Raw genomic sequence first — 13,705 nt, 5'->3', positions numbered from 1 at the left:
CCGGCCCTGATTCAAGATCTTTTGAAGGAGAGTCAACAATGGCAACGTTCGAGCCGGGTCACCTGCACATCGAGCGACACGCGCTGAACAAGGATGACGTCAGCTACAACATCTGCATCGACTATGAAGTCGCCCAGGATCCCAAGGAAGGCAAAGGGATGCAGTTCAAGATGCACGGCAGCATCCAGGGCAAGGACATGAGCGAGACGTTCTTCCTGCCCAAGGACATGGCCTACAACTTCGCCAGCAACGTCACCAAGATTGCCGAGAAGCACGGCATCCCGAAAACCCATAGCAACATCGGTTCGATCCACAAGCATTACGACGCCATGTTCGAGGACGTGCGGGTACAACTGAACATGAAATCGGGCGACCCGGTCAAACCCGAGCATCTGGAATAACCCCGGACTCTGTGAACACCACCGATCCCTGTGGGAGCGAGCTTGCTCGCGATAGCGGCCTGTCATCCACCATTGATGTTGACTGACACACTGCCATCGCGAGCAAGCTCGCTCCCACAGGGGGCGTTCGCCCAATCGAAGTCCGCGCAGGATTTCACCATTAGCCCGCCCCAAGGCATACTTGCCACCCTTCGCACTGCAGAACCCAAGACCGCCCCATGCGTATCCACGTCAGCTTCATCGACCGCGTCGGTATCACCCAGGAAGTCCTGGCCCTGCTCGGCGGGCGCAATCTGAACCTGGATGCGGTGGAAATGGTCCCGCCCAATGTTTATATCGACGCCCCGACGCTGAGCCCGCAAGTCCTCGAGGAATTGCGCGATGCCCTGTTCAGCGTGCGAGGCGTGCAAGCGGTGACGGTGGTCGACATCCTGCCCGGACAGCGCCGACACCTGCAGCTCGACGCCTTGCTCGCAGCCATGACCGACCCGGTACTGGCACTGGACAGCGACGGCAAGGTGCTGCTGGCCAACCCGGCCCTGATCGCCCTGTACGGCCGCGAACCGGACGGTGAAAGCGTGGCCGACCTGTTTGCCGACCCGGCCTTGCTCGACGCCCTGCTCGAACACGGCTTTCGCCTGCCGCTGCGGGAAATCACCGTCAACGGCCAGACCCTATTGCTCGACGCCACACCGATTACCGACGCCGGCGCCCTGCTGACCCTGTACCAACCGAACCGCATCGGCGAACGCCTTTCCGCGCTGCACCATGACCACGCCGAAGGTTTCGATGCCCTGCTCGGCGAGTCCCCGGTGATCCGCACCCTCAAGGCGCGCGCCCAGCGGGTGGCGGCCCTCGATGCACCGTTGCTGATCCAGGGCGAAACCGGCACCGGCAAGGAACTGGTGGCCCGCGCCTGCCATGCCATCAGCGCCCGGCACAGTTCCCCCTTTCTGGCGTTGAACTGCGCGGCATTGCCGGAGAACCTCGCCGAAAGTGAACTGTTCGGCTACGCCCCCGGCGCCTTCACCGGCGCACAACGGGGCGGCAAACCCGGTTTAATGGAACTGGCCAACCAGGGCACGGTGTTTCTCGATGAAATCGGCGAGATGTCGCCGTACTTGCAAGCCAAATTGCTGCGTTTCCTCAACGACGGCAGTTTTCGCCGGGTCGGCGGTGACAGAGAGGTCAAGGTCAACGTACGGATCCTCAGCGCCACCCACCGCGACCTGGAAAAAATGGTCAGCGAAGGCCTGTTCCGCGAGGACCTGTTCTATCGCCTCAACGTCCTCAACGTCGAAGTGCCGCCCCTGCGCGAGCGCGGCCAGGACATTCTGCTGCTGGCCCGCTACTTCATGCAGCAGGCCTGTGCGCAGATCCAGCGACCGATCTGTCGCCTGGCGCCGGGCACTTATCCGGCGCTGCTGGGCAACCGCTGGCCAGGCAACGTGCGGCAATTGCAGAACGTGATCTTCCGCGCCGCGGCGATCTGCGAAAGCAGCCTGGTGGACATCGGCGACCTCGACATCGCCGGCACCTCGGTAGCCCGCCAGGGCGATCATGACGTCGACAGCCTGGAACAGGCCATGGACGAGTTCGAGAAAACCCTGCTGGAAAAACTCTACGCCAGCTACCCCTCGACCCGGCAACTCGCGACCCGTCTGCAAACCTCCCACACGGCAATTGCCCATCGGTTGCGCAAGTACGGGATTCCGAGCAAGGCCTGAGGCCTGACACCGAACAAACCTGTGGGAGCGAGCTTGCTCGCGATGGCGGTATTACATTCAACGTTTGTGTCGGCTGATACTCCCTCATCGCGAGCAAGCTCGCTCCCACAGGTTTTGTGTCCGGTGCGAAACCGCGCCAAAAACGACTTCCACCTGTACTGAAAGCGCTACAGCGGAACGATATCGCTACACCCCTCTCCGATCACGGCTGTGCAAGGCTTTGATCCACCTCGGCTTTTATCCTTGACATATACCGTATCGATTTCGCTACAACGAGTGAATTTCAGCGTTTGTCGAAACCACCTAAATCATTGATCAATAACAATAAAAACAACGTTGGCCGCGTTCTTGCTATGTAGTCCTCCATAACCTGGGCATTGCCCAAGCCTTCAATCGCGTCCACCAGACGAGTCTGGCCCCTTAGGAGTTTCCATGAGCGAGTTGCGTTTTACTGAAGATCACGAATGGCTGCGCACCGAAGCTGACGGCAGCGTCACGGTCGGCATCACCGCTTTCGCACAGAACGCCCTGGGCGACGTGGTTTTCGTTCAACTGCCTGAGCTGCAGTCCTACGACAAAGGCGCCGAAGCCGCCACCGTGGAATCGGTAAAGGCTGCAAGCGGCGTATACATGCCGCTGGACGGCGAAGTGCTGGAAGTGAACCCGGCGCTCGACAGCAGCCCGGAACTGGTCAACGAAGATCCGCTGGGCGAAGGCTGGTTCTTCCGTTTCAAACCAAGCGACGCCGCCGCTGTCGGCCAACTGCTGGATCAGGACGCCTACGACCGCCTGATCAAAGCCCAAGCCGAAGCCTGAGGAGCACCGACATGACCCAGATCAATTTGACTACCGCCAACGAATTCATCGCCCGTCACATCGGCCCGCGCGCCGGTGACGAGCAAGCCATGCTCAACAGCCTCGGTTTCGACTCCCTGGAAGCCCTGAGCGCCAGCGTGATTCCCGACAGCATCAAGGGCACCAGTGTCCTCGGCCTGGAGGACGGCTTGAGCGAAGCCGATGCCCTGGCCTTGATCAAGTCCATCGCGACTAAAAACCAGCTGTTCAAGACCTTCATCGGCCAGGGTTACTACGGCACCCACACGCCGTCGCCGATCCTGCGCAACCTGCTGGAAAACCCGGCCTGGTACACCGCCTACACCCCGTACCAGCCAGAAATTTCCCAAGGCCGTCTCGAAGCGCTGCTGAACTTCCAGACCCTGATCAGCGACCTCACCGGCCTGCCGATCGCCAACGCCTCGCTACTCGACGAAGCCACCGCCGCTGCCGAAGCCATGACCTTCTGCAAACGCCTGAGCAAGAACAAAGGCAGCCACGCCTTCTTCGCTTCCGTGCATTGCCACCCGCAAACCCTCGACGTACTGCGCACCCGTGCCGAGCCTTTGGGCATCGACGTGGTGGTGGGTGACGAGCGTGAACTGAGCGACGTGACGCCATTCTTCGGCGCGCTGCTGCAATACCCGGCGAGCAACGGTGATGTGTTCGATTACCGCGAGCTGACCGAGCGCTTCCACGCTGCCAACGCCCTCGTCGCCGTGGCTGCGGACCTACTGGCCCTGACCGTGCTGACCGCGCCGGGCGAATTCGGCGCCGACGTGGCCATCGGCAGCGCACAACGCTTCGGCGTGCCGCTGGGCTTCGGTGGCCCACACGCGGCGTACTTCTCCACCAAGGACGCATTTAAGCGTGACATGCCGGGCCGTCTGGTCGGTGTTTCCGTAGACCGTTTCGGCAACCCGGCCCTGCGCCTGGCCATGCAGACCCGCGAGCAACACATCCGTCGCGAGAAAGCCACCAGCAACATCTGCACCGCGCAAGTACTGCTGGCCAACATCGCCAGCATGTATGCCGTGTACCACGGTCCAAAAGGCCTGACGCAAATCGCCAATCGCGTGCATCACCTGACTGCAATCCTGGCCAAAGGCTTGAGCGCACTGGGCCTGAGCGTCGAGCAGGCGAGCTTCTTCGACACCCTGACGGTGAAGGCCGGCGCGCAAACCGCCGCCCTGCACGACAAGGCACACGCCCAGCGCATCAATCTGCGCGTGGTCGATGGTGAGCGCCTGGGCCTGTCCCTGGACGAAACCACCACTCAGGCCGACGTTGAAACCCTGTGGAGCCTGCTGTCCGACGGCAAGGCCCTGCCGGACTTCGCCGCCCTCGCCGCCTCGGTGCAGAGCGCCATCCCGGCCACGCTGGTGCGTCAGTCACCGATCCTCAGCCACCCGGTGTTCAACCGCTATCACTCGGAAACCGAGCTGATGCGCTACCTGCGCAAACTGGCGGACAAGGACCTGGCGCTGGACCGCACCATGATCCCGCTGGGTTCGTGCACCATGAAACTCAACGCCGCCAGCGAAATGATCCCGGTGACCTGGGCCGAGTTCGGTGCCCTGCACCCGTTCGCCCCGGCCGAGCAAAGCGCTGGCTACCAGCAACTGACCGACGAGCTGGAAGCGATGCTCTGCGCTGCCACCGGTTATGACTCGGTGTCCCTGCAACCGAACGCCGGCTCCCAGGGTGAATACGCAGGTCTGCTGGCGATCCGTGCCTACCACCAGAGCCGTGGCGAAGACCGTCGCGACATCTGCCTGATCCCGTCGTCGGCCCACGGCACTAACCCGGCCACCGCACAAATGGCCGGCATGCGCGTGGTCGTCACCGCGTGCGACGCCCGAGGCAACGTCGACATCGAAGACCTGCGCGCCAAGGCCATCGAGCACCGCGAACACCTCGCCGCGCTGATGATCACCTACCCGTCGACCCACGGCGTGTTCGAAGAAGGGATCCGCGAAATCTGCGGCATCATTCATGACAACGGCGGCCAGGTGTACATCGACGGCGCCAACATGAACGCCATGGTCGGCCTCTGTGCCCCGGGCAAGTTCGGCGGCGACGTTTCGCACCTGAACCTGCACAAGACCTTCTGCATTCCCCACGGTGGTGGCGGCCCGGGCGTCGGCCCGATCGGCGTGAAGTCGCACCTGGCGCCATTCCTGCCGGGCCACGCACAGATGGAGCGCAAGGAAGGCGCCGTTTGCGCGGCACCGTTCGGCAGCGCGAGCATCCTGCCGATCACCTGGATGTACATTCGTATGATGGGTGGCGCGGGCCTCAAGCGTGCTTCGCAGCTGGCGATCCTCAATGCCAACTACATCTCCCGTCGCCTGGAAGAGCACTATCCAGTGCTGTACACCGGCAGCAACGGCCTGGTGGCGCACGAGTGCATCCTCGACCTGCGTCCACTGAAAGACAGCAGCGGCATCAGTGTCGATGACGTCGCCAAGCGTCTGATCGACTTCGGCTTCCACGCGCCGACCATGTCGTTCCCGGTGGCAGGCACGCTGATGATCGAGCCGACCGAAAGCGAATCCAAGGAAGAACTGGACCGCTTCTGCGACGCCATGATCCGCATCCGCGAAGAAATCCGCGCAGTGGAAAATGGCACGCTGGACAAGGACGACAACCCGCTGAAGAACGCGCCGCACACCGCCAAGGAACTGGTTGGCGAGTGGTCGCACCCGTACAGCCGTGAACAAGCGGTTTACCCGGTTGCGTCGCTGATCGAAGGCAAGTACTGGCCACCGGTCGGTCGCGTCGACAACGTGTTCGGCGACCGCAACCTGGTCTGCGCCTGCCCGTCGATCGAAAGCTACGCTTAAACCAATGAGGGGGCGGTTGATCCCGCCCCCTTTTTGCAGGAACACCACATCTGTGGGAGCGAGCTTGCTCGCGATAGCGGTCTTTCAATCAACATCTCTGGTGAATGTCAGTCCGTCATCGTCGGAACGCCGCCCGGAGCAAGCTCGCTCCCACAGGGATCTGTGCCAAGTCTTATGTTCCGTGAATTCCTATAACAAGAAACCGGAGAACCACCATGTCGTTAAGCGTGTTCGACCTGTTCAAGATTGGCATCGGCCCCTCCAGTTCCCACACCGTCGGCCCGATGCGTGCCGCTGCGCGCTTCGCCGAAGGTTTGCGCCGCGAAAACCTGCTTGAAGCCACCGCCTGCGTCAAAGTCGAGCTGTATGGTTCGCTCGGTGCCACCGGCAAGGGCCACGGCAGTGACAAGGCTGTGCTGCTCGGCCTGGAAGGCGAACACCCGGACACCGTGGATACAGAGACCGTCGCCGCGCGCCTGCAAGAGATTCGCGGCAACGGCCGCTTGAACCTGCTCGGCGAACACAGCATTGCGTTCAACGAGAAAGAACACCTGGCGATGATTCGCAAACCGTTGGCCTATCACCCCAACGGCATGATTTTCCGCGCCTTCGACGCCGCGGGCCTGCAGATCCGCAGCCGCGAGTACTACTCGGTCGGCGGCGGTTTTGTGGTCGATGAGGACGCCGCCGGCGCCGACCGCATCGTCGAAGACGCCACACCCCTGACCTTTCCGTTCAAAAGCGCCAAGGATCTTCTCGGTCATTGCGTCAAATACGGGCTGTCCATCAGCCAAGTGATGTTGACCAACGAAAGCGCCTGGCGTCCGGAAGCGGAAACCCGCGCCGGCCTGCTGAAAATCTGGCAAGTGATGCAGGACTGCGTCGCCGCCGGATGCCGCAATGAAGGCATCCTGCCCGGTGGGCTGAAGGTCAAGCGCCGGGCCGCCGCACTGCATCGGCAATTGTGCAAGAACCCGGAATCGTCGTTGCGCGATCCCCTGTCGGTGCTGGACTGGGTCAACCTCTACGCGCTGGCGGTCAACGAAGAAAACGCCAATGGCGGGCGCGTGGTCACGGCACCGACCAACGGCGCGGCCGGGATCATTCCGGCGGTGCTGCATTACTACATGCGCTTCATCCCCGGCGCGAATGACGACGGCGTGGTGCGCTTTCTGCTCACTGCCGCAGCCATCGGCATTCTGTACAAGGAAAACGCCTCGATCTCCGGCGCCGAAGTCGGCTGTCAGGGTGAAGTCGGCGTCGCCTGCTCGATGGCCGCCGGTGCCTTGTGCGAAGTACTCGGCGGCAGCGTGCAGCAAGTGGAAAACGCCGCGGAAATCGGCATGGAACACAACCTCGGACTGACCTGCGACCCGATTGGCGGGCTGGTGCAAGTGCCTTGCATCGAGCGCAACGCCATGGGCTCGGTCAAGGCCATCAATGCGGTGCGCATGGCGCTGCGCGGCGATGGACAACACTTCGTCTCCCTCGACAAGGTCATCCGCACCATGCGCCAGACCGGCGCCGACATGAAAAGCAAATACAAGGAAACCGCCCGTGGCGGTTTGGCGGTCAACATTATCGAGTGCTGATGCGCGCTCATCTGCACCCTTTTTCAGGAGCTGAATATGTCCACCGAACAACTGTTGAAAACTCCGTTGCACGCACTGCACATCGAACTCGGCGCCCGCATGGTGCCCTTCGCCGGCTACGATATGCCCGTGCAGTACCCGCTGGGCGTGATGAAAGAACACCAGCACACCCGCGACCAGGCGGGGTTGTTCGATGTCTCGCACATGGGCCAGATTCGCCTGACCGGCGCCAATGCCGCCAAGGCCCTGGAAACCCTGGTGCCTGTGGACATCATCGACCTGCCAGTGGGCATGCAACGCTACGCGATGTTCACCAATGCGACGGGCGGCATCCTCGATGACCTGATGGTCGCCAACCTGGGTAATGACGAACTGTTCCTGGTGGTCAACGCCGCCTGCAAGGACCAGGACCTGGCACACCTGCGCAAGCACATTGGCGACCAGTGCACGATCGAACCGCTGTTCGAAGAGCGCGCCCTGCTCGCCCTGCAAGGCCCGGCTGCAGTGACCGTGCTTGCACGTCTGGCCCCCGAAGTGGCGAAGATGACTTTCATGCAGTTCGCCCGCGTGAAGCTGCTGGGCGTGGACTGCTTTGTCAGCCGTTCGGGTTACACCGGTGAAGACGGTTTCGAAATTTCCGTACCCGCCACCAACGCCGAAGCCCTGGCTCGAGCCCTGCTCGCTGAAGCCGAAGTGGCCGCCATCGGCCTGGGCGCCCGCGACTCCCTGCGCCTGGAAGCGGGTTTGTGCCTGTACGGCCACGACATGAACACCGACACCACCCCGATCGAAGCGAGCCTGCTGTGGGCGATCTCCAAGCCACGTCGCGCTGATGGCGCACGGGCCGGCGGCTTCCCAGGCGCCGAAACCGTATTCGCCCAGCAACAGGCAGGCGTGAGCCGCAAACGTGTAGGTCTGCTACCACAGGAACGTACACCCGTGCGCGAAGGCGCCGAGATCGTCAACGAAGCCGGCGACATCATCGGCAGCGTCTGCAGCGGTGGTTTCGGGCCAACCCTGGGCGGCCCGCTAGCCATGGGTTACGTCGACAGCGCTTACATCGCACTGGACACACCGGTCTGGGCGATCGTTCGTGGGAAAAAGGTGCCTTTGCTTGTAAGCAAAATGCCATTTGTTCCACAACGCTACTATCGCGGCTGATTGAATGTTCCTATAAGTAACGCGGTTGCGTTAACGGCGCACTAATGTGTAACGCAACCGCCATAAAATAGTGCATTGTTTGGCTATAAGCTTCGATTATGAACTTTGCTTATAACGATCGAAAACAATTGAACAAGGTTAGTGAATAAGGCCCCACTAGTGGACTTACTTTGCCATCAACCTGAGGAAATACGGGGCCTACACGGGGCTTGTTTTTTCTCCCGTAGTTGGCGTAGAGTTTGTTCACTGTGTTTGCATGGGTCGCTTGGAATCGTGACCTGGGCAGTAGCCTACAAGTTAGCTACATCCCGTTCGACGTCTTCTTACTCTCCTGCAACCAGCCCCAGTACTCTTTCATGAGAAGGAGACTGTCATTAATTTTTGCGTCAAAGGAAATAAGAAATGTCCCAACGTCAGAGCGGTACCGTCAAGTGGTTTAACGACGAGAAAGGTTTTGGTTTTATCACTCCTGAAAGCGGTCCGGATCTGTTCGTGCATTTCCGCGCCATCCAGGGCAACGGCTTCAAGAGCCTGAAAGAAGGCCAGAAAGTGACTTTCATCGCCGTGCAGGGCCAGAAAGGCATGCAGGCTGACGAAGTACAAGCAGAAGCCTAATCTTCTGTAACGAAAAAGCCCCTGATGCTGACATCAGGGGCTTTTTTGTGCGCGTAAATCCGTAAAATGGCTTCTTTTTCGCCGAGAGCCTGCCATGTCGAAACACCTGCTTACCCCCCAGGGCGACTTTCCTGCCGCTGGCCTGGGTCGTCGCCTGGCAGCCATGTTCTATGATTTCCTGTTGTGCACCGCCCTGCTGATCGTCACCAGCGGCATCTACAAGATGATCCAGATGGCGATCATCGGCGAAGAAAGGATGCGCACCCTTACCGAAGCCGGGGCGCTGGACGGCGATCCCCTGCTCTCCACGGTCCTGCTGTTCGTACTGTTCGGCTTCTTCGCCAAATTCTGGACCTGGTCCGGTCAGACCCTGGGCATGCAGGTCTGGTGCATCCGCGTACAGAATGCCGATGGCTCGTCCATCAGCCTGTGGCAGGCGCTGCTGCGCTTTGTGGTGTCGATTGCTTCGTTGCTGTGTGTTGGCCTGGGATTCTTCTGGTCGCTGTTCGACAAACAGAAACGCAGCTGGCATGACATCTACTCCAATACCGAACTGGTGCGGATTCCGAAGAAGACCAAATAATTTCCCGACGCAGAAACCACTGTGGGAGCGAGCTTGCTCGCGATGGCGTGGTGTCAGTCAACTTCAATGGTGACTGATACACCGCTATCGCGAGCAAGCTCGCTCCCACAGTTTTTTTGGGCCTGGTTGAAAGATCTCAGGCGTTACCGGCCAGCTTCATCCGCGCCGCTTGGGTGAAATCGAGCATGCGCTTGAGCGGCCGGATCGCCTGCGGGATCAGTGCCGGATCGACAAAGATCTCGTTCGCCCCTTCCTTCAACGCCTTGAGCGTGCGCTCAAGGGTGTTCATGGCCATCCACGGGCAATGTGCACAACTGCGGCACGCCGCGCCGTTACCCGCCGTTGGGGCTTCGATAAAGACCTTGTCCGGGCACAACTGCTGCATCTTGTAGAAAATGCCGCGGTCGGTCGCAACGATCAGCGTCTTGTTCGGCAGGCTCTGTGCCGCCGCGATCAACTGACTGGTGGAGCCCACGGCGTCCGCCAGTTCGATCACCGAGGTCGGCGACTCCGGGTGCACCAGAATCGCCGCATCCGGGTACAGCGCCTTCATGTCTTCAAGCTGCTTGGACTTGAACTCTTCGTGAACGATGCAGGCACCGTCCCACAGCAGCATGTCGGCACCGGTCTGGCGCTGGATGTAGGTCCCCAGGTGCTTGTCCGGGCCCCAGATGATGGTCTCGCCGTTGTCCATCAGGCTTTCGACGATCTCCAGCGCACAGCTTGAAGTCACCACCCAATCCGCTCGGGCCTTTACCGCAGCCGAAGTGTTGGCGTACACCACCACCGTGCGCTCCGGGTGTTGATCGCAGAACGCGGAAAACTCGTCCACAGGGCAACCCAGGTCGAGCGAACAGGTCGCTTCGAGCGTAGGCATCAGCACGCGTTTTTCCGGGTTGAGGATCTTGGCAGTCTCACCCATGAACTTCACGCCGGCGACGACCACGGTCTTGGCCGGATGGGCGTTGCCGAAACGGGCCATTTCCAGCGAGTCGGAAACACAACCGCCCGTCTCTTCGGCCAGCGCCTGAATGACAGGGTCACAATAGAAGTGGGCCACCAGCACCGCGTCCTGAGCCTTGAGCTCGGCAGCGATGGCAGCACGGTAATAAGCCTCTTCATCGGCAGTCAGCGGCTTGGGCTGTTTGGCGTCGAGGTGGGCTTGAACCAGAAGGCGTTCGGAAATTTGCGTCATGTTCGCAAGACCTGCAGGCGCATTCGCGCGAAAGTCGAGTATACACCCGGCTCCGGACCCTACGGGGTACCGCCGGGAAAGTGAGTATTCATCAGGCACGGACAGCGTTGAAGCTGCGCAAGGCTACAGAATATCCGATGGATGCAAAAGGTGATTCTGATCTGCGTCATGGGCAGCAGCCCGCAACGAGGCGGACCTGAATCGCGGGCAAAAAAAAACCCGGAAATCCTCACTTGCGTGGGCCTTCCGGATTTTCTAAACCGCCAAAAATGGTGGGTCGTGTGGGATTCGAACCTACGACCAATTGGTTAAAAGCCAACTGCTCTACCAACTGAGCTAACGACCCGCTGTGTGGTGGCGCGTATAATACTGATTTTTAAGGACTATTCAACACCTATTTTGAAATAAATCAAAAATAAGGGGTTGGATCGCTGATTCCGGCCGCTGCAAAGCCTTCCGCACGCAGTCGGCAGCTGTCGCACTTGCCGCACGCACGGCCTTCATCGTCGGCCTGATAGCAGGAAACGGTCAGCCCGTAGTTCACGCCAAGCTTCACGCCCGCCTGGACGATCTGCGCCTTGCTGAGGTTTTGCAGCGGTGCCTGAATACGGAAGCCATTGCCTTCAACACCGGCTTTGGTTGCCAGGTTGGCCATGCGCTCGAACGACTCGATGAACTCGGGACGGCAGTCCGGGTAACCGGAGTAATCCACGGCGTTGACACCGATGAAGATGTCCCGTGCGCCGAGTACTTCTGCCCAGCCCAGGGCCAGGGACAGGAACACCGTGTTACGCGCAGGCACGTAAGTCACGGGAATGCCTTCACCGAGCTCCTCTGGAATATCGATGCTGCTGTCGGTCAGGGCCGAGCCGCCCATGCCGTTCAGGTTCAGGCCGATCACCTTGTGCTCGACCACACCCAGGTCCCGCGCCACACGCTCGGCGGCGTACAGTTCGGCGTGAGAGCGCTGGCCGTAGTCGAAGCTCATGGTGTAGCAGCTGTAGCCTTCGGCGCGAGCCATGGCCACGACGGTCGCCGAGTCCAGGCCACCGGACAGCAGGATGACCGCACGTTTTTCAGCAGTATTGAGTTGTTCAGTCATTTCAGCGCCCCGGCTCGTCATTCCATAGATATTTATGCAGCTGCAATTGCAAACGCACTGGCAGGTTGTCCGCCACCACCCAGTCCGCCAGATCCCGGGCATTGAGATCATGGTGACTTGGCGAGAACAGAACCTCACCGGCACGCTGGTCCAGACCGTATTGGATCAGCTTGGAAACGGACCAGTCATAGTCCTCTCGCGAGCAGATGACAAACTTCACCTGATCGTTGGGCGTGAGCAGCTCGATGTTTTCGTAGCGGTTGCGGTGTGCTTCCTTCGAACCCGGGGTTTTCAGGTCGACAACGCGACTGACCCGGGAATCTACTGCCGAGATATCGATGGAGCCACTGGTTTCCAGTGACACTTCGTAACCAGCGTCACACAAGCGCTTAAGCAAGGGAATGGCGTTGGGCTGTGCCAGGGGCTCGCCGCCCGTGACGCAGACGTAACGCGGGCGAAATCCTGCGACCTGCTCGAGGATGTCGTCGAGCGTGCGAATGGTCCCGCCGGTGAACGCGTAGGCGCTGTCGCAGTATTGGCAACGCAGAGGGCAACCGGTCAGGCGCACAAAAACAGTGGGCAGGCCGGCAGTCCGCGTTTCACCCTGCAACGAGTAGAAAACTTCGGTGATTCTCAATGTGTCTTGCATAGTCGCCACGGGCGTAACAGCTAAACAGGCTGTCCGCCTCCGTCAGGCACTTGAAGGAACCCCGGCAAAGCGCAGGCCCCCAAAAGCGTGTTTCATAAAAAGGGCGTGAATTCTAACGAAAAAACCCGCGACAAGCGCGGGTTTCTTTGAAACGGGTCAAGCAGGCTTACATTTTTTGCAGATCGCGCTGGGCCAACTGAGCGGCGGAAGTGCCCGGATATTGGGAAACCACCTGCTGCAGAATGCCTTTGACTCGGTCGGTATGCCCCAAGCGGCGCTCTACATCAGCGAGCTTGTACAGCGAGTCCGGCACTTTGGCGTGCTTGGGATACAACTGCGAAACCTTGGCAAATGCCTGACCTGCGCCTTGCAGATCGCCTTTGGCCAGGTTCACTTCGCCCAACCAGTATTGGGCGTTGCCCGCGTACTGGCTGTTCGGGTATTTGCGCAGGAATGCGGCAAAAGCCTGACTGGCCTTGTCGAAATCCTTGGCTTTGATCAGGTCGAAGGCAGCATCGTAGTAGAGCTTTTCCTTCGCCGGATCCGCCGGTTCGCTACCTGCGGCCGGTGCCTGGGCGGCAGCTGCCCCTGCACCAGCTGCTGCACCGGGGGCGTTCAAATCGCCACCGGTGGAAGAATTTTCAGGAGTCGCGGCTGGTGCAACGCCGGTTCCTATGCGCCGATCAAGATCCTGATATCGCTCCAGGTTTTCCTGCTTCATGCGCGCTACATCATTTTGCAGAACTTCAATCGCACCTTGCTGGCGCTCGATCTGTTGCTGCATTGATTGCAGTTGGTTGAACAGCTCGCCCTGTGCCGAGACAGGGGCCGAAACCCCTCCCCCGGCATAGGCGCCGTTCGTACCGTAACCTGCAGGCGGATAACTGCTCCCGCTATTGTTATAGCCGGAGTCGTTATCGACCACAGGAACCGCAGCCCACACCGCAAGCGGCGCGAGGCTGAGAGCCAGAACAGTTACAGCACGACGGCACGTTCGCAT

12 protein-coding genes and 1 tRNA gene are annotated in these 13,705 nt (G+C 60.3%); 8 read left to right on the top strand and 5 right to left on the bottom strand.

The features are described from left to right. Nucleotides 1–38 precede the first annotated feature (38 nt). The 8 genes from KW840_RS01665 (at nucleotide 39) to KW840_RS01630 (ending at nucleotide 9,759) form a co-directional block, all read left to right on the top strand. Nucleotides 39–401: a DUF5064 family protein gene (locus KW840_RS01665; protein WP_090457435.1), complete on the top strand. Its 363-nt coding sequence runs from the start codon at nucleotides 39–41 to the stop codon at nucleotides 399–401. Between the two features lie 218 nt (nucleotides 402–619). Further along, a complete protein-coding gene (locus tag KW840_RS01660) occupies nucleotides 620–2,128 on the top strand; it encodes a sigma-54-dependent transcriptional regulator (RefSeq protein ID WP_102670347.1) in 1,509 nt (502 codons plus the stop codon). Between the two features lie 432 nt (nucleotides 2,129–2,560). Continuing rightward, nucleotides 2,561–2,944 carry a glycine cleavage system protein GcvH gene (gene gcvH, locus KW840_RS01655; RefSeq protein WP_007996035.1) on the top strand — a complete coding sequence of 128 codons (384 nt, stop codon included), beginning with the start codon at nucleotides 2,561–2,563 and terminating at the stop codon, nucleotides 2,942–2,944. An 11-nt stretch (nucleotides 2,945–2,955) separates the two neighbouring features. After that, nucleotides 2,956–5,808, top strand: a complete 2,853-nt coding sequence (gene gcvP / locus KW840_RS01650) for an aminomethyl-transferring glycine dehydrogenase (RefSeq protein WP_218494291.1) — start codon at nucleotides 2,956–2,958, stop codon at nucleotides 5,806–5,808. Between the two features lie 215 nt (nucleotides 5,809–6,023). Then, the gene (locus KW840_RS01645; protein ID WP_102670349.1) at nucleotides 6,024–7,400 is read left to right on the top strand and encodes an L-serine ammonia-lyase; all 1,377 of its coding nucleotides are present in this window, start codon (nucleotides 6,024–6,026) and stop codon (nucleotides 7,398–7,400) included. Between the two features lie 36 nt (nucleotides 7,401–7,436). After that, nucleotides 7,437–8,561 (top strand): glycine cleavage system aminomethyltransferase GcvT, encoded by a 1,125-nt coding sequence (gene gcvT, locus KW840_RS01640; RefSeq protein WP_057713523.1) that lies wholly within the window; start codon nucleotides 7,437–7,439, stop codon nucleotides 8,559–8,561. Between the two features lie 402 nt (nucleotides 8,562–8,963). Then, complete coding sequence (locus KW840_RS01635; RefSeq protein WP_007977299.1) at nucleotides 8,964–9,176, top strand: cold-shock protein; 213 nt, start codon at nucleotides 8,964–8,966, stop codon at nucleotides 9,174–9,176. Nucleotides 9,177–9,270: 94 nt separating this feature from the next. Then, complete coding sequence (locus tag KW840_RS01630) at nucleotides 9,271–9,759, top strand: RDD family protein (protein ID WP_057713522.1); 489 nt, start codon at nucleotides 9,271–9,273, stop codon at nucleotides 9,757–9,759. 136 nt (nucleotides 9,760–9,895) lie between these two features. Here the strand turns inward: KW840_RS01630 and nadA are convergent, their stop codons facing one another. The 5 genes from nadA to ybgF form a co-directional block, all read right to left on the bottom strand. Then, nucleotides 9,896–10,954, bottom strand: a complete 1,059-nt coding sequence (gene nadA / locus KW840_RS01625) for a quinolinate synthase NadA (RefSeq protein ID WP_007995624.1) — start codon at nucleotides 10,952–10,954, stop codon at nucleotides 9,896–9,898. A gap of 270 nt (nucleotides 10,955–11,224) precedes the next feature. Continuing rightward, nucleotides 11,225–11,300, bottom strand: a tRNA-Lys gene (locus tag KW840_RS01620). 63 nt (nucleotides 11,301–11,363) lie between these two features. Further along, nucleotides 11,364–12,056, bottom strand: a complete 693-nt coding sequence (gene queC, locus KW840_RS01615) for a 7-cyano-7-deazaguanine synthase QueC (protein ID WP_090457445.1) — start codon at nucleotides 12,054–12,056, stop codon at nucleotides 11,364–11,366. 1 nt (nucleotide 12,057) lies between these two features. Further along, nucleotides 12,058–12,705, bottom strand: a complete 648-nt coding sequence (gene queE / locus KW840_RS01610) for a 7-carboxy-7-deazaguanine synthase QueE (RefSeq protein ID WP_007995628.1) — start codon at nucleotides 12,703–12,705, stop codon at nucleotides 12,058–12,060. Nucleotides 12,706–12,871: 166 nt separating this feature from the next. Further along, nucleotides 12,872–13,705 carry a tol-pal system protein YbgF gene (ybgF, locus tag KW840_RS01605; RefSeq protein WP_057713519.1) on the bottom strand — a complete coding sequence of 278 codons (834 nt, stop codon included), beginning with the start codon at nucleotides 13,703–13,705 and terminating at the stop codon, nucleotides 12,872–12,874.

The organism is Pseudomonas sp. PDM30, assembly GCF_019218985.1.
Taxonomy (GTDB): domain Bacteria; phylum Pseudomonadota; class Gammaproteobacteria; order Pseudomonadales; family Pseudomonadaceae; genus Aquipseudomonas; species Aquipseudomonas jessenii.
The sequence above is the reverse complement of the archived record's forward strand: the minus strand, read 5'-3'. Positions and strand labels throughout refer to the sequence as shown.